This is a genomic window from Parabacteroides chongii (assembly GCF_029581355.1).
Classification (GTDB): Bacteria; Bacteroidota; Bacteroidia; order Bacteroidales; family Tannerellaceae; genus Parabacteroides; species Parabacteroides chongii.
This window is the reverse complement of record NZ_CP120849.1, coordinates 721,471-742,969: the sequence shown is the minus strand read 5'-3', so window position 1 is coordinate 742,969 and position 21,499 is coordinate 721,471. Positions and strand designations below refer to the sequence as shown.

Genomic DNA, 21,499 nt, shown 5'->3' with positions numbered 1-21,499 from the left:
CCATTCTACTAAGGTAGATGTGGAAAATACGGAAAACGCTGCAACAGAAGATGATAAAAGATGTTAATGCTTTAAAGACCGGTAAATAAGTTCGGCAGTACGTTGTGAAGCGCCCGGTTTTCCGAGCAGGCAGATGATCTCGTCGTACCCGTCGAGCATCTGTTGGCGATAGGCGGTATCGTGTAGTATTTTACCCAGTTCGTCGTGTATCTGCTGATAGGAGAAACGCGCGCCGAAAAGTTCCTGTACGACTTCGCGTCCGGCAATCAGGTTGACCAGCGAAATGTATTTGGTATGAAAGAAGTTACGGAAGATGAAACTTGCCAAACGACCGGCAGCCACGTAATAGCAGACTACTTGGGGAACGCGGAAGAGCGAGGTCTCCAGGGTTGCCGTACCGGATGTGACCAATGCGGCACGGCTGTGTTGCAACAGGTCGTAAGTTTTGCCGAAAACGATCCGCGCAGGGTGGTTGCCTATGTATTGTTTGTAATAGTCCGGTTCCAGTCCGGGAGCTCCGGCTATGACCGGCTGATAGTCGGGATAAGCGGCGGCTACCTCCAGCATCGTCGGGAGATTGTCTTTAATCTCCTGGCGACGGCTTCCGGCAAGAAGGGCGAGGATCGGTTTGTCCGCCAGTCCTTCGTCCGCAATGAAAGTATCGGCTCCAGAGACCTGCTTTTTCTTGTATTGGGCAACCGAATCGACGGAAGGATTGCCTACATAGTCGACCGAATAATTAAGTTTGCGGAAAAACTCCGTTTCGAAAGGCAGGATGCAGAACATCCGGTCTACATAGCGGCGGAAGTCTTTGATACGGTATTGCTTCCATGCCCATATCTTCGGTGAGATATAATAGTAGACAGGCAGGTGCAGCACGGTCTTTACGAATTTGGCTATCTTCAGATTGAATCCGGGGTAATCGATCAGGATCACTACGTCCGGCTGATATCGGCGAATATCTTCCTGGCAGGTTTTCATGTTATTCAGGATCGTACGCAGGTTAAGCAGTACGGGGATAAAGCCCATAAATGCCATTTCCCTGTAATGTTTCACCAATGTGCCGCCTACAGCCTGCATCAAGTCTCCCCCGAAGAAACGGAAATCCGCTTCGGGGTCTTTCTCTTTTAATGCCGCCATCAGGTTCGACGCATGTAAGTCGCCCGAAGCTTCGCCTGCTATCAGAAAGTATTTCATATTATCACATTGGCATATTGTAATGATTTTTTATCCACTCATAGTCTGTAACATCCAGTTTGCAGGGCACGAGTGAAGCGTATCCGCTGTCGAGTGCCAGCGTGTCATTGTCCGGATGGATCGGTTTGGCATTCTCAAAAGAGCCTGTCAGCCAAAATACAGGTTTACCGGCTCCGTTTTCCGACCGTTTGTATTCTTTCACCCATTTTCCGGCAGCCTGGCGGCATACTTTTATGCCTTTTACTGTCTCCACTTTCGGCACATTCAGATTCAGATATGTTCCGGCAGGCAATCCTTCTTTCAGTATGCGGCGTGCCATCATACGTGCCAGGCGGCAGCATTCCGAAAAGTCTGCATCCGGTTCATGGTCGAGCAATGAAACGCCTATCGAAGGTACACCGAATACGCAACCTTCTGCAGCAGCTCCCAGCGTTCCTGAATAGAGTACGGCTATCGCCATATTCCCTCCGTGATTGATACCGGAGACAAGCAGGTCCGGCTTGCGGTCGAGTACTTCGTTGATGGACAGTTTTACGCAGTCGACTGGTGTTCCTGTACATTTATATACAGTCAGTCCGTTTTCTTTCTTCACCAGGCTGTATCTGATCGGATTTTCAGCTGTAATCGCACTGCTCATACCCGAACGGGGTCCGTCGGGAGCAAATACAACCAGGTCGCCCAAGTCTCTCAGGCATTCTGTCAACTCTTTGATACCTTTGGCTTCTACGCCATCATCATTCGTAATCAGAATAAGCGGTCTATCGTTCATCGCATACATTTTTATAATTCCTCCTACAAATGTAACTATAATCTTTTGACGAAGGATGCTTTTTTTCTTTAAGATTTGGCGTCATCAAAGGGAAAAGATGATTTGTGTATTGATAGTCAATGGCTGTTGTGGTGATGCCGTGCTCGGTTCCGGCATCACCACAACTTTTGCTATGTCTGTGTGTTTTTTTAACATTGTGGAGATCGAGCGCATGATTCCCGACAAACTGTAGTCTTGAATGGATTAAGTTTCTACTCTTGGATATCTAAAGGAATAACACCTTTACTTTAAGCAATAAACACTGCAATATTATATATGTGATATTTTATTTACGAATATGTAAGGCATAGATTTTGTATTTGTAATGTATAGTATACATAAATGTAAGGTATACCTTTCGTAAATAAATGTGCTGTGTTTGGGGTATAATTATAGGGTATTAAGATATTAGGTGTCCTTAGGTGGATTCTTGCTTTATAGGAGGTGGATGGGGGACACCGTTTTTAAGCGTGGCGTCACCAGTGTAGAACTTGATAGACAATGGTTATAGGACTGTTTTTGGGGTGATGACGCTGTTTTTTATAAAAATATTGTGGTAAGGCTATATTTTCTTGGGGTTGTTTGGATGGAAGCATCATAGGGAGGTTCTATGTTCGTTTGGAAAATCAAAGGGTATATAGGTAATATTATATTAATGTACGCGTGTATGTACATTAATATATGTAAATATACTATCGGATAAAATGCGCAAAATGATTAAAAGAAGAGAAAGTGAATGACTAGCTAAAAGGATCGTTTTTTCTCGTCAACAAAAGTAAGCATTTGTTTCATTTCGGCAATTCTTTTTCCATTATTTTTTTCAATCATATGTGCTTTCTTATCAACTGAATAGCATAGCTTGTATGAATTTATAGCTTTAAGGGACGAACCTTCAAAATCATGACGAGAAAAAACGATCGATAAAATTAGTCATAGGATTAGAAGGTATTTTTGATAGCGATCGTATTGAATAAGAACTTATTACACTTTAGTATTAATATTAAATTTTAGAATTATGAACAAAAAGTTTTCTACTTTGGTAGCCAGCTTGTTATTTGCTTCAGCTTTTAGTGCTTATGCAGGAACGGCGGCTTCAACATTAGCAGTGCCTACTGCAATCGAAACCAGAGCTACAGCAACTGTATTAGACATTAATACAGAGGCTCCTGTTGCAGATGATGCTGTAAAAGATTTAGTGTTGTCAGGATTTAAAGACAATTCCCGTTTACTTGTGTTTTCTAGTACAGGGGCAAATACTTGGACTCCAGCTTCGGCAAGCTCTTTTCTTATGTTTGATGGCAATGGTATTCATTTGGCTGACTACAAGGGTGGGGCAGTAAGTTCAGTACCTTCTAACGCTTTTTACTTTAATTACACTAACAAGCAACTTGAAACGAAAGCTGGTTTAGTTTTGAATTTGGCAGGTTATTCAAAATTTGATATTGTACCTGTTACTTTTAAGGGAAAATCTTCTAGCTTTTTCGTGTTGAGAGCTTGGTATGATGCAACAACACCAGTATATATTAACATGACTGGAGGCTTTAGTTCTGGTACTAGTATTACTGTTGTGGATGATGTTACAAAGGCTGCGTTATTTGCATCGGCAGAAACTGCATTTGCAACAACTGCAACAGATGGTGGTGTTTTGAATAAAGAGTTGAAAAATGGTTTTGAACTGACTATTTCTTCTGCAAAAGATGGTGTGACTGTTACTGGAGCGGACGCATTTGCTGGTAAATTGACAGCAATGAAGTATGATGCAGGTGCTATGCACGTAATGAATGCAGGTGATGCTAATCCTTATATGTTGAAGAATAAAGATGGTAAATACATCTATTGGGATGCTGAAACAAATAAGGATTCTGATAAGCCAGGAGCTTTCAAATTAGCATCAGAAGCTGATGTTATAAAAGCTGTTGAAAGTGGAGTAGCTGCGAATTATGATCCTTATCGTTTTACGATTTACGCTGCTGATAACGGTTCTAAAGCTGTTCAGGTAAATATTGATGCAACTGCTCCTAAAAGATTGTATATCAATAATACAAATAATGAAGGTCGTCTGACTGCTTTTGATGTGAATGGTACAGTAGCTAGTGCTAACTGGGCTGTTACCTCTTTAGGTAGTTCAAATACTGTTGATTTGACTCAGTTCTTGACTGGTCAGTTTGTAAAAGTAAACTATGTAGCCAACGGTGAAGAAGGTGCTTCTAATACATACAAAATTGACGGTGTTCTGACAATTTCAGAAGACGGAACAAAAGAAGACTTTGCTAAAGCTAAAAGCTTCGTAGCAGAAGACCCTGCAACTCATTGGGCTGTGACTACTGAAAACAGAGGTGCAACTATTAAGTTGACTAACCGTGAAAATCCGAGCGTAGAAGTTACTCTTTCTGAATTGCGTGGTACTAATAAAACAGGTGTTTATGAAGTTGCTGTAACTTCAGCCACTAATTTGAAAGCGGAAGAATTGATCACCATCACTCCGGTGACAACGGTTACTATGACTGACGGTTATATGGTAGAAAATGAAAACGTGTTGCGTAACACTTCTTACTATTTGGCTCAGTCTCGTCAGAATGCAGATCAGGATATTCCTGCTTATTGGGCTGAAAACCATAGCATGTCTCACCAGATCGGTGCTACTGTAAATAAAGATGCTGCAACTAAGTGGAATTTGGCATTCAAGGTAAAAGGCGGTGATAAAGCTTACAAGAACCAGATTGACTCTGTATTGATCGTTAGCACATTGCACAAATGGAATGCAGCAGCTAAAGATGTAGAAGAAGTAAAGAGTACATTGGCTATCCTTCCGTATACATTCCAAAATCGTGAAAACAATGAGTTTGTTAAGAACTACAAATACACAAATCTGGAATATTATATCTGTGACAAGGATAATAATGAAGCTGCCGATAACGGTGCTGCTCAGAAGTTTGCTTTGAAGAAGAAACCGGGTAATACTTACAACTATGTAACGTTAGGTGGAGCAAATACATATGTAACTGATAATGGTTATGTGAATGTATCAACAGGCAAATCTGTTTTCACTCTTGCTGGAGACAAGCTGTTCTTAGGCAATAGCTTGGAAAATGGTTCTTGGGAAGAAATGGCTATGTACGCAAAGGATAACAACTCTTTGATGTTGGTACAGCCTTCTGATGATCCTGAATATCACTTGGTAAATGGTGATGTTTTGGCTTGGGGTGATACTATTAAATTGTATCGTGATGAAAATGCAAATCAAGCTCTTTACGAAAAGGGAGATAGCAAGTCTATTGTTGAAAACGACACTTTGAGTTTCTTGAACATTGATAATGTTTATGATCCTCAGTTCAAATTGAATCCGGCTATCTTTGTAGATACTGCTTATGTAAATCGTGAAAATAATACTTGCTGGCAGTATCTGTTGGCTGTAAATGTAGATAACAGCGTTAAGACTTATTGTCCGGATGATCCAAAACACAACGATCCTGAATGGATTAAAGAACATGGTGTATGTCCTCATGCAGAAAAGACTCCGGTTGTAAAAGGTCGTTTCTTGGTGAACTTGATTGATACTGCTAATATCTATGGCGCAACTCACTTACATACAAATCCGTATGTAAATACAAATGAAGCTGGTGAACAACGTGCTAAGTTGTCATTCGTACCGGGTATGCACATCAAGGATACATTGTTCTTGTTCACAAATGATGATACTGTAAAAGTAGAACTGGGTACTCCTGATTTCAATGTAGCTAAGTTTGCATTCCGTTATGAAGATGCTGCTGAAGGTACATTCAAAATTCAGAATATGTGGAAAGCTTATAATCCTGAACAAGCTGTAAAAGATGATTCTAAGGTCGCTTCTAATAACGAAGGTTACTTGAAATGGATCAATGGTACTGTAGTTGTAGAAGATGGCTATAATAAGGGTGACTTGTTTAGAATCGAAGAAGGTTTCGAAGGTAACCCGACAGCTAACGAAGAAGCTCCTGAAGTATCTTCTATCTCTGTAGTCGCTACTAACGGTGCTGTTGTTATCAAGGGAGCTGAAGGTAAGACAGTTGCTATCAGCAATGTACTTGGTCAGACAGTTGCTAACACTGTAATCACTTCTAGCGAAGCTACAATCGCTATTCCGGCAGGTATCGTAGTAGTAGCTGTTGAAGGTGAAGCTGCAGTAAAAGCAATCGTTAAGTAATAACGACTATTTATAAAAGAAATTTATAATCAAAAATTTATCACCCGCGCAATGGTTCTCCTTCGGGAGAGCCATTCAGTAAGCCGTGATGGCGGAACAAGTGGAGTGATACATATTAAGTAATAAAATAAAGTTCTTCTGTCAAGTATTCCTGCGAAGGAAGAAAACAGATAAAAAACAAGCCCGTCCGGAATATACCGGATGGGCTTCGTTTTTTTAAAACTTAGTTATCATTTCCAAAAAAGTATATGCATATTCCTCATTTGGAACAAGTTATTAAATATTCTGTTTATATTTGCAAGTTATCAACAGTTAGGGCGACTTTTCAACAAAACGAGCATTGTTTTGCTTAAACCTGATTTCGTTAGGTTTTTAATGTTTAGTTTTGCCGCTGAATTAATAGACGAAGTATGGGAAAGATTATCGCTTTAGCAAATCAGAAAGGTGGGGTTGGTAAGACGACGACCACGATTAATCTGGCTGCATCCCTCGCTGCACTCGAAAAGAAAGTGCTTGTTGTTGATGCGGATCCGCAGGCAAATGCCTCTTCAGGACTGGGCGTGGATATTCGCAATGTCGAACTGTCCATCTATGAATGCCTGGTGAATGGAGACGATTCGAAAGGAGCCATTATCCCTACCGAGGTGGAAGGGCTGAATATTATCCCGTCGCACATCGACCTGGTGGGCGCGGAGATTGAAATGCTGAACATGGAGAACAGGGAACAAATCCTGAAACAGATTCTCGTCCCCCTGAAGGATATGTACGATTTTATCCTGATTGACTGTTCTCCCTCTCTGGGGCTGATCACTGTGAATGCCCTTACTGCAGCCGATTCAGTCATCATCCCCGTTCAATGCGAGTATTTTGCGCTGGAAGGTATCAGTAAACTGTTGAATACGATAAAGATTATTAAGTCGAAGCTGAATCCGGCTTTGGAAATTGAGGGATTCCTGCTGACGATGTACGATTCGCGTCTTCGCCTGGCTAACCAGATATATGAAGAGGTGAAACGTCCGTTCCGCGATCTCGTTTTTACAACCGTTATTCAGCGTAATGTGAAGCTGAGCGAAGCCTCCAGTTATGGCAAACCCGTAATTCTTTACGATGCCGAATCGAAAGGAGCGCTTAATCATATGCAGTTAGCACAAGAATTGATAGATAAAAACAAATAATAATAAATTGACAATTGACAATTGACAATGGACAATTCAATGCTCCTTATCAATTGTCAATTGTTAATTATCAATTGTCAATTAATATTATGGCAGTAATGAAAAGATCGGCACTTGGCCGCGGACTGGATGCTTTAATCACGATGGACGACCTGAAGACGGGTGGTTCGTCTTCTATCAGCGAGATAGAACTGAGTAAGATCCAACCCAATCCGGATCAACCCCGTTCTATATTTGAGGAAGAGGCTTTGGAGGAACTGGCGACTTCTATCCGTTCACTGGGTGTTATTCAACCGATAACCCTGAAAGAGATCGGTACGGAAAAGTACATGATCATCTCCGGTGAACGTCGTTACCGCGCCTCCCTGATGGCTGGACTGGAACAAATCCCTGCCTACATCAAGACAGCCGCCGACGAGAATGTAGTCGAAATGGCGCTGATCGAGAATATACAGCGCGAAGACCTTAACTCGATAGAAATTGCACTGGCTTATCAGAAGCTGATAGATAGTTACGGTCTGACCCAGGAGAAACTCAGCGAACGGGTAGGAAAGAAACGGGCGACTATCGCCAATTACCTGCGTCTGCTGAAGTTACCGGCTGAGATACAGATGGGGTTGAAAGATAAGAAAATAGATATGGGACATGCACGTGCCTTGCTGCCGGTGGAAGATCCGGAAGTGCAGCTGGCATTGTATGAACAGATATTATCAGACGGTCTTTCCGTACGTAATGTGGAAGAGATCGTACGCAACGGAGCCGAGGCGGTTACTCCAGAGAAGAAGGAGAAAACAGCCGGACGCAAGCAGATGCTTCCCGAAGAGTTCAATCTGCTGAAAGACCATTTGTCACGGTTCTTTAATACGAAGGTACAACTGGCATGCAACGAGAAGGGAAAAGGACGCATCACAATCCCTTTTACCTCGGAAGAAGAATTGGAAAGACTGATCGGTCTGTTGGATAAATTGAAATAAGTGGACGGTAGATTCGTGAGGATGAAATTAAAAATAAGCAGGATACTGTGCTTACTGGTGATGCTGGCAGGTATCTCCTTGTATACGAAAGCACAAGGTGTTATACTGGATGCCGATACGGTTATTGTCGAATCGCCGGATTCTACGGTACAGGCTGTACTTCAGTCCGCCGACTCTGCCAGCCAGGTCAAGGTGAAGGCTGTCGATATGAAGCCGTTCAAACCTAATCCGACAAAGGCGGTTATCTTTTCGGCTATTTTGCCGGGTTTGGGACAGATCTATAACAGGGCATACTGGAAACTGCCTATTGTTTACGGCGGTTTTATGGGATGTATCTATGCGATAACCTGGAACAATAAGAACTATAAGGATTATTCGACGGCTTATTTTGATTTGATGTATGATGTGAAGAATAACCCGGATAATCCTGATAAATGGAGTAATTCCTGGCAGGATATTGCCAAGAAGAATGGATATGAACCCGAAAAGTTCATTACAGACACACGGTGGCAGGATAACATCAAGCGCCGTAAGGATTATTTCCGTCGTTACAGGGATTTGAGTATCATTATCACGGCGGGCGTTTATGCGATCTGTATGATCGATGCTTATGTGGATGCCCAGTTGTTCGACTTTGATATATCGCCCGACCTGAGTATGCGGCTGGAGCCGATGGTGATGCCTAAGACCAGTTTCAGCGAGCGTATATATGGCCTGAATTGCAGTATAAAATTCTAATAACACATGAAATATTTATTATCATTACTCTGTTTCTGCTGTTTCGTTACTGTTGCCGGTGCACAGGAAACAATAACTGAAAATGAAGAACCTCGGTATTCGGACCTCTCTGCCGACTCTCTGTCTGTCGATGTGGGGCTGATACCCGAAAGTTTGGATGCAGATGTGGACAGTCTGCTTCGTTCCTGGCATGTGCAATACTTCTCCAAGCGGGATGAATATTGTCATGATGACGCAGCGAATGTGTGGTTTCCTGACTCCGTCTACCGGGAACGTCTGGAAAGCTTGCCGCGTGTTATTTCTTTACCTTATAATAAGGTAGTACGCGATTGTATCGATTTATATGCCGACCGCCGCCGTAACCTCGTACGCTATATGCTGGGTATGGCGGATTTTTATTTCCCGATCATCGAGCAGGTGCTCGACGAACACGACCTGCCTATCGAACTGAAATATCTGGCTGTGGTGGAAAGTGCGTTGAACCCTGTTGCGCTGTCCCGTGTAGGAGCCTGCGGCTTGTGGCAGTTCATGCTTCCGACAGGAAAGATTTACGGTCTGGAGATCAACAGCCTTGTCGACGAACGTCGTGATCCGGTAAAGGCTACGCATGCAGCCTGCCGTTATTTTAAAGATATGTATGCCATCTATGGGGACTGGAATCTTGTGCTGGCTTCTTATAACTGCGGTCCGGGGAATGTAAATAAAGCGATCCGCCGTTCGGGAGGGAAGACGGATTTTTGGGAGATATTCCCTTATCTGCCTAAAGAAACCCGGTCGTACGTTCCGTTGTTCATCGCGGCTAATTATATCATGAACTTTTATTGTGATCACAATATTTGTCCGATGCAGACCAGTATGCCGTTGGCTACCGATACGGTTGTGGTTACAAAACCCCTGCATCTGGAGCAGGTGGCAGAGGTTTTGCAGATGGACTTGGAACAGGTGCGTGCCTTGAATCCGCAATATAAACGCGATATTATTCCCGGAAATGCAGCACCTTGCGTACTGAAACTGCCGGTGAATCAGACCTATGCCTTTATCGATAAAGAAGATACAATCTATACGCATCGTGCGGAAGATTTGCTGGAAAATTGTCTCGCTTATAATCCGAACGGTGCGGACGAAGGTAAATCGTCCAACCGTGAAAAGATTACCCATCGCGTGGCTTCCGGCGAAAACATCTATACGATATCCGATCGCTACGGAGTGACTCCGAAAGAAGTTCGCCAGTGGAACGGTTTGAAGTCGAATCGACTGGCTAGCGGTCGTCGCTTGACCTTATACGTGGATAACGGGGGAGTGGCTTTCGCTTCCGCTACGAAATCGAAAACTGTACCGAAAAGAACTTCGCCGTCTGAAATTGTTGAAAAACAAAGTAATGGCTTTGTCTCTTATAAGGTCAAATCGGGAGATTCGTTGTATACGATCTCTAAAAAGTATCCCGGTGTATCGGCTGCTTTGATACAAAAGGCGAACGGTTTGTCGAATGCAAATATTCGTCCGGGACAGGTTCTGAAAATTCCTGTGGGATAAAACGTGCTATTTTCTTGGCTTCCGTGCTGATGTTTCATGAATATTTGTATATTTGTGGGTACAGACGTTATATATAAAAAGAAGAGGCTGTAACCATGAACGATGCGATAGACACAAAAGACACAAAGGATGCAGGTGAAATGACACCGGCTATGTTGGCGGATGAAAAGATGATCCAGGACGGTTTTAACGAGTTGCTGGAGGACTATCTGAAATCGAATCACCGGAGAAAAGTGGAACGCATAACGAAAGCGTTTAACTTTGCCAATCAGGCACATGCGGGCGTGAAACGTCGTTCCGGCGAACCCTATATCATGCACCCTATCGCTGTTGCGCGGATTGTTTGCCGTGAAATGGGATTGGGTTCTACCTCTATCTGTTCGGCATTGCTCCACGATGTGGTGGAGGATACGGAATATACTGTACAGGATATTAGCGATATGTTCGGTCCGAAGATTGCCCAGATCGTGGACGGGCTGACCAAGATCTCCGGAGGTATCTTCGGTGAACAGGCTTCGGCGCAGGCGGAGAACTTCCGCAAATTGTTGCTTACCATGAGTGACGATATCCGGGTGATCCTGATTAAGATTGCCGACCGTCTGCATAATATGCGAACCCTGGGTTCGATGCTTCCCGCCAAACAGTTCAAGATTGCGGGAGAAACGCTTTACCTCTACGCTCCTTTGGCACATCGTCTGGGACTTTTCACGATCAAGACAGAACTGGAAGACCTGAGCTTCAAATATGAACATCCGCAGGAATATGATTTTATCGAGCAAAAGCTAAAGGCGACGGAAGAAAGCCGTAATAAGCTTTTCGAACATTTCGCCGTTCCTGTCGATGAGAAGCTGAAAGAAATGGGGCTGCATTATGAAATGAAAGCCCGCGTAAAGTCCGCTTATTCCATCTGGAACAAGATGGAAAGCAAAGGGATTACTTTTGAAGATATCTATGATCTGTATGCTGTTCGTATCATTTTCGATCCGCTGCCGGGGGTGGATGAAAAGAATATGTGCTGGGATATCTATTCTGCTATTACGGATATCTACCGTATCCGTCCGGACCGTATCCGCGACTGGGTGAGCCGTCCGAAAGCAAACGGTTATCAGGCATTGCATCTTACCGTCATGGGACCCGATGGGCAATGGGTGGAAATACAAATCCGCAGCCGTCGTATGGACGATATTGCCGAGAAAGGGTTTGCTGCTCACTGGAAATATAAGGAACATAGCGTAGAAGAAGATACGGAGCTGGACAAATGGCTTCAGACTATTACGGAAATCCTGGAAAGTCCGGACCCGAATGCACTCGACTTCCTGGATACGATTAAACTGAATCTGTTCACTTCCGAAATATTTGTATTTACTCCGAAAGGAGATATCAAGACACTTCCGCAGGGAGCCACAGCACTTGACTTTGCTTATGCCCTGCATACCAATATCGGAAATAAATGTATTGGAGCGAAGGTTAATCATCGCCTGGTTCCTCTCAGTCATCCGTTGGCAAGTGGTGACCAGGTTGAGATCCTGACTTCCCGTTCGCAGGAACCGCAGGCGGAGTGGCTTAACTTTGTCACGACGGCAAAGGCGAGAGCCAAGATCGATGCCGTATTGAAACGTGCCCGCAAAGATGCGGCTAAGCTGGGAGAAGAGAAAGTGATCTCTGCATTCAAACGTTCGGAGATGGAAGCAAGTACGTCCAATCTGGATAAGCTATGTATGTATTTCGGTTTCTCCAAGCGTGAAGAATTTTATTATGCCGTAGAAAAAGGAGATGTGGTACTTCCTGAGAATATCAAGAAGTTGCTGAAAGAAAAGACGGATAACCTCTTGTTTAAATACGTAAAACAAGCGTTAGGTGTCGGCTCTAAAAAGACGGAAGAGGAGAAGCCGGAAGAGAAACCTAAGACAAAATACGATAAATCGAAACCTTATATCCTTCGTGAAGAAGCATTCGAACGTAACTATGTGATTGCCGAATGTTGTAAGCCGATCCCGGGCGATGATGCGTTAGGCTTCATCAACGACGATGGAAATGTGGTGGTTCATAAACGTTCCTGCCCGATTGCTATGCGTCTGAAGAGTAGTTTCGGCGAACGTATCCTGAATACCGAGTGGAGCAGTCATAAGAATGCCTCTTTCGAAGCTACGCTGGAAGTGAAAGGTATCGACTCGATCGGAGTGTTGAATACGATCACCAAGACGATTGCCGATGATTTCAATGTGAACATTATGCGCCTGTTGATCGAAGCGAAAGACGGTGTGTTCGAAGGGCGGATCAAGATGAAAGTGCATGATGTGGAAGACATTCAGAAGATGTGCGTGACACTCTCCAAAATCAAGAATATTAAGTCGGTAGGACGTGTTGCCGATTAGTCAGTAGGTATTTTCAGCCTGCAAAATACATATTTATAGGTATTGCCTTTGTAACCGGGATATCTGACCTTTGTCTTCATCAATTAAATTATAAAATAGATGAAGACAATAGGTATTTTTTACGGTTCGTCAACCGGAACGACAGAGGATATTGCAAAACGTATAGCAACCAAGTTAGGTGTGGATGCTTCTAACCTGTATGATGTGGCGAAGGCTTCTCCTTCGGATCTGGGTAATTATGAAGCATTGATTCTGGGTAGTTCTACCTGGGGAGCAGGCGATTTGCAGGATGACTGGTACGATTTTCTTGCCAAAGTAAAGAAGCTGGATTTATCCGGTAAGCTCGTTGCTATTTTTGGTTGCGGCGACTCTTCCTCTTTCAGCGACACGTTCTGTGATGCGATCGGAACAATCTATACGGATCTTCAGGGTACAGGATGTACGTTTATCGGGTCAGTACCGACAGATGGTTATTCGTATGATGACTCGACAGCTGTTGTTGACGGTAAATTCGTCGGACTTCCTTTGGATGAATTGAATGAAGACGATCAGACCAACCCGCGTATCGACCAGTGGATCGAAACGTTAAAACAGGAAGGTCTGGAATAAGCATTTTCGAATTGTAGTTTTTAAGATAATATCAGCAGGCAAGATGGTAACAACCAGGAACAGGATACCCGGAGAAGTGAAAGTCTTTCTTAATCATATCTATGAATATAAGAAAGGGATACGGAGTATGGTTTTATGTACGATCAATAAATCGTATGAGCAAGTCGTTACGGACCGCTTGGAAAGTCAACAGATTTGTTATGTAAAGCAGGATGCAGGAGAGAGAAGTGTCAATATTTATTTTGGAAGGCCTGAATGCATAGAAGCTATTCGTTTATTGGTGACCCGTCCGTTGAACTTACTTACACCGGAGGAGGATTTTATTCTTGGAGCTTTACTTGGGTATGATATCTGCATGCAATGCGAACGTTTCTGCACAAGGAAAAAGCAGCGGCTAACGTCTGCCTGATCGATATGGTTGTTTAAAGTTTTCCCTAAAGTTGTTTATTTTCCCCGTTATCCTGTCTGGATAGCGGGGTTTTTCTTACCACGCAAGAGGTCGTTGCCTGAACGTGCAAAGGGTCTTTGCGTGGGAAGGCAAAGACCCTTTGTCATAAAAAGTATCTTAGTAAGATATCTTGATACCGGCGAAATAGCTTCTCGGCGTTGCCGGTCCGTAGATGTAGGCAGAGTCACGGTTCGGACCCTGGTCGAAGTCGGACTGGTAGGCTTCGAAGATATTCTGTACACCGGCATTTACTTCCAAGTTGATATCTTTGTAGATATGGAAGTCATACGCCAGTTTGATGTTCATGTCGAAGAAATCCGGTGTATTGACTGCTTTATCCATAGGGATATAACCCGCCAGATGCTGCACCAACATGCTGCCGGTGTAAGTTCCCGACAGGGAAGCCGTGAAATGTTTCAACGGAGTCAGTGTCGCGGTAAAGTAACCGTATGTATTAGGTGTACGGAACATTTTCTTTTCAGTCGGCACGTTCTCGTTTTCACTCCATTTCTCCGGTTCGTTATAACGGCTGCGCTGCAAGGTGGCTCCTGCCTGTAAAGATAACCAGGAAGAAAGGACGCTTTTCCCTTCCAAGGTCAGTCCCATCACTTTTGCTCCCGAACCGTTACGACGTTCTTTGATGATATTGCCCTGTTCATCTTTCCCGATTTCTTCCAATACGAATACATCGTTCAGACTTGTATAAAAACCTTCCACCAGGAAGTTGACCTGGATACCGTTCTTAAAACGATGATAAAAGTCGACCGATGTGCTGAGGCTCTGCGATTTCTCTTCCTTCAGGTCTTTCGCCCGTCGTATCATCGCTATCTCACCTCCGACGGCAGAGATATGCATGTCTTCGTCGAACGCCTGCGGAGCACGGAAGCCACTGGAATAGCTGGCACGTATATTGATATCCTCCGTCGGGTTGAAACGAACGTTGGCACGGGGACTGAATACCACATTGTCTATCATGTTGTGCTTGTCCATACGCGCTCCGACCAGGAAGCTCCACCGTTTGTTTTTCCATTCGTTCTGCAGGAAAAGGCTTTCGATATGGACCTTCTGGTTGGTGTAGCGGTTATAACCGATCATTTCGTCTTTCAGATGGTCGTAGTTGTATTCCAGTCCGGCGGTCAGGTCTGACGGCATAAAGAGGAACTTGTCGAAGCTGTACGAATATTGTGTCCCGGTCATAAAGGTCAGGTCGGTTGTCTTACCGTACGCATTCGGGTCTTGTCCGGTGCCGTAATAGCTGTCACGGTCGGTGTTCTGAGCCGAGGTGAAGACGCTGAATTTATGTTTGTAATCGGATGAGAAAAGATCGAACTTCAATCCTCCACCGTCGATGGAGTGCTCCAACTGTTCGGCAATATCCGCTTCATGAGGCGGACGATCCAACAGGTTACCGCCACGACGGTATTCGTTCATGTGATGATATTCGAACGTCAACTTGCTGTACGTGCTTGTTTTCAGATAGGAGCGGAAACCTACCGTCTGGTTCTTCAGCTTGGGTAGTTCGGTGTAGCCGTCATTATCATAATCGTAGCCGGAACGGTGGCGGTTCTGTCCGAAGATATACATGCCGGCCTTCCCGTTTTCCGTTACCAATGAAGCATTCAGCGTCGTATTATTGTCAAAGGAAGAACTTCCCCCGATAGAAGACAGGGTATGTGTCAGTTCGCCCGAGTTGCGCAGCGGCTCCTTGGTAATGATATTGATCGTCCCGGCAATGGCAGAAGAACCGAACAATGCCGAACCACCGCCACGCATCACTTCCACACGGTTGATCATATTTGCTGGAATCTGTTCCAGCCCGTAAACACCCGAAAGTGCACTGAATATGGGACGCGAGTCGATCAGTATCTGCGTATAAGGTCCGTCCAACCCATTGATACGTACCTGCTGGAAACCGCAATTCTGGCAATTCGTCTCTACACGTACACCCGGCTGGAAGTTCAGTCCTTGCGCCAGGTTAACCGCACTGGTCGTATTAAAGACTTTCGAGTCGATCACATTTACCAGCGTAGGAGCCAGGCGGCGCGATGTTTCACTTCGGTTGGCCGAAACGACTACACCGTCCAGGGCGATGCGATCTTCTTCCATCTCTACATTGACTTCCTGTGTTTTCCCTTTCTCCAGTTTCACATCCCGGGTGACAGTCTTGTAACCGAGATATTTAAATTCGAGGGTGAACTTACCTTCCGGCAGGTTTTTCAGGAAATAGTGACCGGAGTTGTCGGTTGTCGTTCCGATGGTTGTTCCCTTTAGTATAACGGTGATAAATGGCAGATGCTCACCGGTTTCTTTATCCAATACATGCCCGAATACGTTTGCATCCGATGCGTTCATTTTCTCTTCTTCTGTGGCCCATGCAACCGTAAGGGTACAGCAAAGGCATAGTATAAGTGTTATAATCTTATTCATATTGATTTAATCTGATAAATAGGTAATACAATAATTGAATGCCCGGTACTTTCCGGGATTCTTCTTCCCAATTGAAGAATTTGCCACAAGCATGGCATAGTTCTGCCACAGGCATGGCACAACTCTGTCACAGGCATGGCATAACTTTGCCATAGGCGTGGCACAACTTTGCCAACGTGATGAAAAAAGTTGGCAAACAGCATGGGGACATATTTATCAGGCTACAGGAGGGGCACGAAGAGACGGTTCTCCTTGTATGGGAACCAGATAATCCGGGTAGACCGGATTGCAGGATAATCTGAATAATACGGTGAGGAAAGCGGCAAGCAATAAAGATACAAATGCAGCACCGCTAATCTGAATAGTCGATAGTTGATGAAGTAACTGGAACTCCGCATAACCATGTTCATGGTCCGGACGTCCGTCGTCTGTTTTGTGGTAAGGATGCGAATGGACGATCGTTACCCCATTCACGATATGAACGTGGGTAAAGGCTATCAAACATCCCAGATATGCAATGAATAATGCCGGGAGTGCAATTCGCAAATATTTCCTATATTTCTCCATCACCTTTTGCAAATATAGGGCATTTTATTGTATTGTCAGATAGTGGGATATTAAATCTATATTAAATACCTATTGATGGGTACTGTGCTTTTGTTGCCAATAAACACTCGGAAAGGAAGTGTTTGTTTGAAAGAAGATTTTAATTCAATGAATAGTTCTGTGCCAGATAAGGGGACTTCTTTCCGTTTCTTTTGGCGGAGAGAAGTTCTTTCAGTTCTTCCAATTCCATTTTGTTGAGGCAAAAGTAAATGCTTTCGGATTGTACTTTGATGCATATTTTGCGGTTGGAGGCGAAATGTTGGTTACGTTGTTCCGACAGGTCACCATCGATGCTGTTTATGTACTTGCGGAAGCCCTGGAAGCCTGCTTCCGTAAAGCAAAAGAAGAAGTTGCCGAACTCCAGGCTATAAGTGTTACAACACTTACAGAAGGAGAGCTGACCGTTGAATGTCTTATTTATTATTGTCATAATGGATAAATGAGATGTTCTGTTTTACTGTTGTCAAAGGTCATTATTCTCAGGAATATGTGCAATCGCCATAAGAGGGTAAATTGAAGGCTTCCGTTACCTATAAAAAGGTAAAAGCCTCTCCTCACGGGGAAGCTTTTATCTAAAAATTAGCTTTTAGCTTGCAAATTAGCGATTATGATTTATTTAAAATGAGATTACTTTAAGCGTTTGTAACCGTATACTGCTTTGTTACCCAACTCTTCTTCGATGCGGAGCAACTGGTTGTATTTAGCCATACGGTCTGAACGGCTCAATGAACCGGTCTTGATCTGTCCGCTGTTGGTAGCAACGGCGATGTCGGCGATCGTTGCATCTTCTGTTTCGCCGGAGCGGTGAGAAGTGACGGTCGTGTAACCGTGACGGTGAGCCATCTCGATAGCATTCAGTGTTTCTGTCAATGAACCGATCTGGTTAACCTTGATCAGGATCGAGTTGGCGCAACCTTCCTGAATACCTTTCGACAGGAAGTCGACGTTTGTAACGAACAAGTCGTCACCCACCAGCTGGCAACGGTTACCGATACGGTCGGTCAGCTTCTTCCAGCCTTCCCAGTCGTTTTCGTTCATACCGTCTTCGATAGAGTCGATCGGGTATTCGTTGATCAGTTTTTCCAGGTAGTCTACCTGTTCATCGGAAGTACGTTTGACGCCTTTGTCACCTTCGAACTTCGTATAGTCGTAGATACCGTCTTTGTAGAACTCAGAAGAAGCGCAGTCCATACCGATCATGATGTCTTTGCCCGGTTCGTATCCGGCAGCCTTGATAGCGGCAAGGATCGAGTTCAATGCATCTTCCGTTCCTTCCAGAGCAGGTGCGAAACCACCTTCGTCACCTACGGCAGTGCTCAGGCCACGGTCGTGCAACACTTTCTTCAATGCGTGGAATACTTCGGCACCCATACGCAGACCTTCCTTGAAAGAAGGAGCACCTACCGGGCGGATCATAAATTCCTGGAAAGCGATCGGAGCGTCACTGTGTGAACCGCCGTTGATGATGTTCATCATCGGAACCGGCATAACGTATGTGTTTGTTCCGCCGATATATCTATATAAAGGAATATCCAGATAGTTGGCAGCAGCCTTGGCAACTGCAAGGGAAACACCGAGGATGGCGTTTGCACCGAGGTTTGATTTGGTCTTCGTTCCGTCCAGTTCGAGCATAGCCTGGTCGATACCTACCTGATCCAGTGCTGACATGCCTTTCAGGGCAGGAGCGATTATCTTGTTTACGTTTTCAACAGCTTTCAGTACACCTTTACCGCAATAGCGTTTCTTGTCACCGTCGCGCAGTTCCAATGCTTCGTGTTCGCCGGTCGATGCGCCGGAGGGGACAGAAGCTCTGCCTGTTACACCTGATTCCAATAATACATCTACTTCTACGGTAGGGTTGCCTCTTGAGTCGAGGATTTCACGTCCTGTAATCTTTTCTATTTTCATTGTTTGTTCATTTTTAAGACGGAACAAATATAGAAAGAGATCGGAGAACGTGAAATCACCATAAATGGGCATTCTGTGCCCGTGAAATACCTATTTGTTGGTAGGGTAGATCTTCGATAGGAACTTCTCTTTGTCTACGATGAAACGGATATGCGTCCCTTCGCCGATCGTCCCCTTTGAGTCTTGTGCCACAACGCTGAAAGTGAGTTTGCGGCCATCCGCTTCCTGTAAGGTTGCCGTGGCGGAAATTGTTTCTCCCAGCGGGGACGGTTTGATATGTGAGGTGTTCATCTGTGCACCTACGGTTGTCGAGCCTTCCGGCAGTCCGGAGGCAACAGCCAGCATGGCTGCGTTTTCCATTAAAGCCACCATCGACGGTGTGGCGAATACATCCAGGTCGCCCGATCCCATGGTACGGGCTGAGTTAGCGGCACTGACTACGGTGCTGCTTGTGTGTTGTAGTCCTTTTTCCAGCATATTTATTGAGTTCTCGAATTGTGTCGCAAAAGTACAGGAAATAACCGGAAAAAAAGACGGAAGCCCCACAGGATTTTAATATCTTAGCAGCCTGAAGACTTAATCAGTAATACCATGAAAAGAAGAAACTTTTTCCGTTCGCTGGCCCTTGGTGGAGCAAGCGTTGCTTTTTCTCCCATTGTAAAGGCTGCTCCGGCGGTGCACGCAGATAAAGAGAAGCCGGCAACCAATATAAAGGATGCCCTGGCCATCCCCCGGAACGAACATTCCATGCCGGGTAAATATCCCGGTAAAGTAGCCCTTACAACTCATCCCGGCTGTATTGTCGACGGACAGCCTTCGGAAGGGATCGCCTATGAAATGCTTCGGAACAGTATGTTGAATCTGACAGGGAAAAGTAACCTGAAAGAGGCGTGGTTGCAATTTGTCGGTCCCGACGATGTGATCGGGCTGAAGGTAAACCCGATTGCCGGTAAGCTATTATCTACTTCGCATGCTTTGACGCAATCCATTATCAACCAGCTGGAAGAAGCCGGCATCCCCCGAAAGAATATCGTTATCTGGGACCGGCGTGAAGCGGATTTGAAAGAGTCGGGCTTTACCGCTGAGAACTATCCGGATATAAAGATCATCGGTACGGAATACCCCGATGAGAACGGCAGTTACATCAATGCCGAAGGTAAGTTCTACGGTGAAGAGCGGATCGATAAGGCGCAGTACTTTTCTGTCGACATCGAAGGAGAATATGACGCTTACACCATGCCTTTCATGATTAATGGCGGAAAGAATTCTTATTTCACGAAGATATGTACGGAGATGGTGACGAAGATTATCAACGTCCCCGTTTTGAAGAATGCCGGAACGACGATCACTTGCTGCATGAAGAACCTCGCTTTCGGTTCTATTACGAATACCGCCCGGCTTCACGGTCCGATGTGGCATGATACCTGTGCTTCGGTTTGTGCTTTCCCTCCGTTGCGGGATAAGGTGGTGTTGAATATTGTCGATGGAATGATTGGTTGCTTCGACGGCGGGCCGGCTGCCAATCCGCAATTTATCTGCCATTATAATACTATCCTGGCGGGAAGCGACGCGGTGGCAGTCGACCGTATCAGTTACGATATAGTGATCGCCAAACGTATCGAAGAGGGGTTGCAGGAGGAAGAGAAAGCCGGAGCACGTACCTTTATGGATATGGCGCAGGAGTTTCAACTCGGCGTGGCCGATAAGGATAAAATCGAACTGATAGAAACAACGTTGCAGGCATGAAACATTTTATACGATGGGCAGGTTTCCTGCTGTTGATCCCCGCCTTTCTGGTTGCACAGGAGGTCGAAGTGAAAAGGGAACGGGTGTTTACAGGCTCGGGACTCTACGGTTTTATGAATGGAGGAGCGGAGCAGTTCCTCGAATACGGTGTCAGTAAACTGACAGCCCGCGATGTCGTTTACGAGGGGCAGGAATATACGATCGAGATTTATGAGATGCCGACACCTGAGGATGCTTTCGGTATTTATTCGTTGCATGTGTTCCGGTGTCAGCGGGCGGATACGCTGGGTTGCATCGATTGCCTGTCGCCTTACCAGTTGCAGGCTGTGGCTGGCGATAAATACGTATCGGTGGTTTTCCCTTCCGGCTCGGCTGCGGCAAAGAGTAAGGTGGACGAGTTGATCCGGCAGTATCTTCCGATGGACGGGAAAGATAACCCGGCGATACCGGCGCTGTTGCAAGAGATATCCCCTTATTCCGGCAAACTGAAATTCCTGCGCGGACCGATAGGCATATCCGGTGTCAGTACTTCGCTGATGCATTATCTGGAAGGTATTTCCTATACCGGTGTCTGGTTTATAGCCGATAAGCCCTCGAAAAGCTATCGCGCCTGGGTCTGTGTGAAGGATGCAAAAGAGGTGGAGAAGCTAAAAGAAAAAGTTCCCGCCTCCGATATTATTCAGAGCGGGAACGATTTCATCTATTTAACGGGCAAAGAACAGGAAAAAGAGGAAGACGATCACGGCGGGTTCGGTTTCTGACCGGGGCCGTG

17 protein-coding genes are annotated in these 21,499 nt (G+C 45.0%); 10 read left to right on the top strand and 7 right to left on the bottom strand.

The features are described 5' to 3' along the window. Positions 1-63 precede the first annotated feature (63 nt). Both lpxB and surE read right to left on the bottom strand, forming a co-directional pair. Positions 64-1,197: a lipid-A-disaccharide synthase gene (gene lpxB, locus P3L47_RS03150; protein WP_277782651.1), complete on the bottom strand. Its 1,134-nt coding sequence runs from the start codon at positions 1,195-1,197 to the stop codon at positions 64-66. A gap of 4 nt (positions 1,198-1,201) precedes the next feature. Continuing rightward, a complete protein-coding gene (surE, locus tag P3L47_RS03145; RefSeq protein WP_122361446.1) occupies positions 1,202-1,966 on the bottom strand; it encodes a 5'/3'-nucleotidase SurE in 765 nt (254 codons plus the stop codon). Positions 1,967-3,020: 1,054 nt separating this feature from the next. Between surE and P3L47_RS03140 the strand changes: the two genes are divergently transcribed. From P3L47_RS03140 to P3L47_RS03105, 8 genes are all read left to right on the top strand, one after another. After that, positions 3,021-6,188: a DUF6383 domain-containing protein gene (locus P3L47_RS03140; protein WP_277782650.1), complete on the top strand. Its 3,168-nt coding sequence runs from the start codon at positions 3,021-3,023 to the stop codon at positions 6,186-6,188. Positions 6,189-6,598: 410 nt separating this feature from the next. Beyond that, positions 6,599-7,363, top strand: a complete 765-nt coding sequence (locus tag P3L47_RS03135; RefSeq protein WP_122361146.1) for a ParA family protein — start codon at positions 6,599-6,601, stop codon at positions 7,361-7,363. A gap of 89 nt (positions 7,364-7,452) precedes the next feature. Further along, positions 7,453-8,337, top strand: a complete 885-nt coding sequence (locus P3L47_RS03130; RefSeq protein WP_122361445.1) for a ParB/RepB/Spo0J family partition protein — start codon at positions 7,453-7,455, stop codon at positions 8,335-8,337. A gap of 60 nt (positions 8,338-8,397) precedes the next feature. Then, the gene (locus P3L47_RS03125; RefSeq protein ID WP_317127510.1) at positions 8,398-9,075 is read left to right on the top strand and encodes a DUF5683 domain-containing protein; all 678 of its coding nucleotides are present in this window, start codon (positions 8,398-8,400) and stop codon (positions 9,073-9,075) included. A 6-nt stretch (positions 9,076-9,081) separates the two neighbouring features. Further along, a complete protein-coding gene (locus P3L47_RS03120) occupies positions 9,082-10,608 on the top strand; it encodes a lytic transglycosylase domain-containing protein (protein ID WP_122361144.1) in 1,527 nt (508 codons plus the stop codon). Between the two features lie 95 nt (positions 10,609-10,703). Continuing rightward, positions 10,704-12,983, top strand: coding sequence for a RelA/SpoT family protein (locus P3L47_RS03115; protein WP_277782649.1), 2,280 nt, complete (start codon positions 10,704-10,706; stop codon positions 12,981-12,983). Between the two features lie 99 nt (positions 12,984-13,082). Then, entirely contained in the window at positions 13,083-13,592 is a 510-nt protein-coding gene (gene fldA / locus P3L47_RS03110) for a flavodoxin FldA (protein ID WP_277782648.1), read from the top strand. 43 nt (positions 13,593-13,635) lie between these two features. Further along, entirely contained in the window at positions 13,636-14,001 is a 366-nt protein-coding gene (locus P3L47_RS03105) for a DUF2023 family protein (RefSeq protein WP_075559068.1), read from the top strand. 156 nt (positions 14,002-14,157) lie between these two features. On the opposite strand, the gene P3L47_RS03100 is transcribed toward P3L47_RS03105, so the two are convergent. The 5 genes from P3L47_RS03100 to P3L47_RS03080 all read right to left on the bottom strand — a co-directional run bounded on the left by P3L47_RS03100 (position 14,158) and on the right by P3L47_RS03080 (position 19,458). After that, entirely contained in the window at positions 14,158-16,467 is a 2,310-nt protein-coding gene (locus P3L47_RS03100; RefSeq protein ID WP_277782647.1) for a TonB-dependent receptor, read from the bottom strand. 216 nt (positions 16,468-16,683) lie between these two features. Then, entirely contained in the window at positions 16,684-17,034 is a 351-nt protein-coding gene (locus tag P3L47_RS03095; protein ID WP_277782646.1) for a hypothetical protein, read from the bottom strand. A gap of 139 nt (positions 17,035-17,173) precedes the next feature. Beyond that, complete coding sequence (locus P3L47_RS03090; RefSeq protein ID WP_082212058.1) at positions 17,174-17,503, bottom strand: DUF6686 family protein; 330 nt, start codon at positions 17,501-17,503, stop codon at positions 17,174-17,176. A 197-nt stretch (positions 17,504-17,700) separates the two neighbouring features. Continuing rightward, positions 17,701-18,981 (bottom strand): phosphopyruvate hydratase, encoded by a 1,281-nt coding sequence (gene eno / locus P3L47_RS03085; RefSeq protein WP_122351766.1) that lies wholly within the window; start codon positions 18,979-18,981, stop codon positions 17,701-17,703. Positions 18,982-19,071: 90 nt separating this feature from the next. Then, a complete protein-coding gene (locus tag P3L47_RS03080) occupies positions 19,072-19,458 on the bottom strand; it encodes a thioesterase family protein (RefSeq protein WP_075559064.1) in 387 nt (128 codons plus the stop codon). Between the two features lie 114 nt (positions 19,459-19,572). Here P3L47_RS03080 and P3L47_RS03075 point away from each other — a divergent pair, with 114 nt between their 5' ends. Continuing rightward, the gene (locus P3L47_RS03075) at positions 19,573-20,727 is read left to right on the top strand and encodes a DUF362 domain-containing protein (RefSeq protein WP_277782645.1); all 1,155 of its coding nucleotides are present in this window, start codon (positions 19,573-19,575) and stop codon (positions 20,725-20,727) included. After that, positions 20,724-21,488 carry a DUF6599 family protein gene (locus tag P3L47_RS03070; protein ID WP_277782644.1) on the top strand — a complete coding sequence of 255 codons (765 nt, stop codon included), beginning with the start codon at positions 20,724-20,726 and terminating at the stop codon, positions 21,486-21,488. Before P3L47_RS03075 ends, P3L47_RS03070 begins: the two co-directional genes overlap by 4 nt. Positions 21,489-21,499 lie beyond the last annotated feature (11 nt).

What these genes read in the sequence shown, in the direction of transcription:
- lpxB (WP_277782651.1), bottom strand. Translation starts at nt 1,197, where the DNA reads ATGAAATACTTTCTGATAGCAGGCGAAGCTTCGGGCGACTTACATGCG.
- surE (WP_122361446.1), bottom strand. Translation starts at nt 1,966, where the DNA reads ATGAACGATAGACCGCTTATTCTGATTACGAATGATGATGGCGTAGAA.
- P3L47_RS03140 (WP_277782650.1), top strand. Translation starts at nt 3,021, where the DNA reads ATGAACAAAAAGTTTTCTACTTTGGTAGCCAGCTTGTTATTTGCTTCA.
- P3L47_RS03135 (WP_122361146.1), top strand. Translation starts at nt 6,599, where the DNA reads ATGGGAAAGATTATCGCTTTAGCAAATCAGAAAGGTGGGGTTGGTAAG.
- P3L47_RS03130 (WP_122361445.1), top strand. Translation starts at nt 7,453, where the DNA reads ATGGCAGTAATGAAAAGATCGGCACTTGGCCGCGGACTGGATGCTTTA.
- P3L47_RS03125 (WP_317127510.1), top strand. Translation starts at nt 8,398, where the DNA reads ATGCTGGCAGGTATCTCCTTGTATACGAAAGCACAAGGTGTTATACTG.
- P3L47_RS03120 (WP_122361144.1), top strand. Translation starts at nt 9,082, where the DNA reads ATGAAATATTTATTATCATTACTCTGTTTCTGCTGTTTCGTTACTGTT.
- P3L47_RS03115 (WP_277782649.1), top strand. Translation starts at nt 10,704, where the DNA reads ATGAACGATGCGATAGACACAAAAGACACAAAGGATGCAGGTGAAATG.
- fldA (WP_277782648.1), top strand. Translation starts at nt 13,083, where the DNA reads ATGAAGACAATAGGTATTTTTTACGGTTCGTCAACCGGAACGACAGAG.
- P3L47_RS03105 (WP_075559068.1), top strand. Translation starts at nt 13,636, where the DNA reads ATGGTAACAACCAGGAACAGGATACCCGGAGAAGTGAAAGTCTTTCTT.
- P3L47_RS03100 (WP_277782647.1), bottom strand. Translation starts at nt 16,467, where the DNA reads ATGAATAAGATTATAACACTTATACTATGCCTTTGCTGTACCCTTACG.
- P3L47_RS03095 (WP_277782646.1), bottom strand. Translation starts at nt 17,034, where the DNA reads ATGGAGAAATATAGGAAATATTTGCGAATTGCACTCCCGGCATTATTC.
- P3L47_RS03090 (WP_082212058.1), bottom strand. Translation starts at nt 17,503, where the DNA reads ATGACAATAATAAATAAGACATTCAACGGTCAGCTCTCCTTCTGTAAG.
- eno (WP_122351766.1), bottom strand. Translation starts at nt 18,981, where the DNA reads ATGAAAATAGAAAAGATTACAGGACGTGAAATCCTCGACTCAAGAGGC.
- P3L47_RS03080 (WP_075559064.1), bottom strand. Translation starts at nt 19,458, where the DNA reads ATGCTGGAAAAAGGACTACAACACACAAGCAGCACCGTAGTCAGTGCC.
- P3L47_RS03075 (WP_277782645.1), top strand. Translation starts at nt 19,573, where the DNA reads ATGAAAAGAAGAAACTTTTTCCGTTCGCTGGCCCTTGGTGGAGCAAGC.
- P3L47_RS03070 (WP_277782644.1), top strand. Translation starts at nt 20,724, where the DNA reads ATGAAACATTTTATACGATGGGCAGGTTTCCTGCTGTTGATCCCCGCC.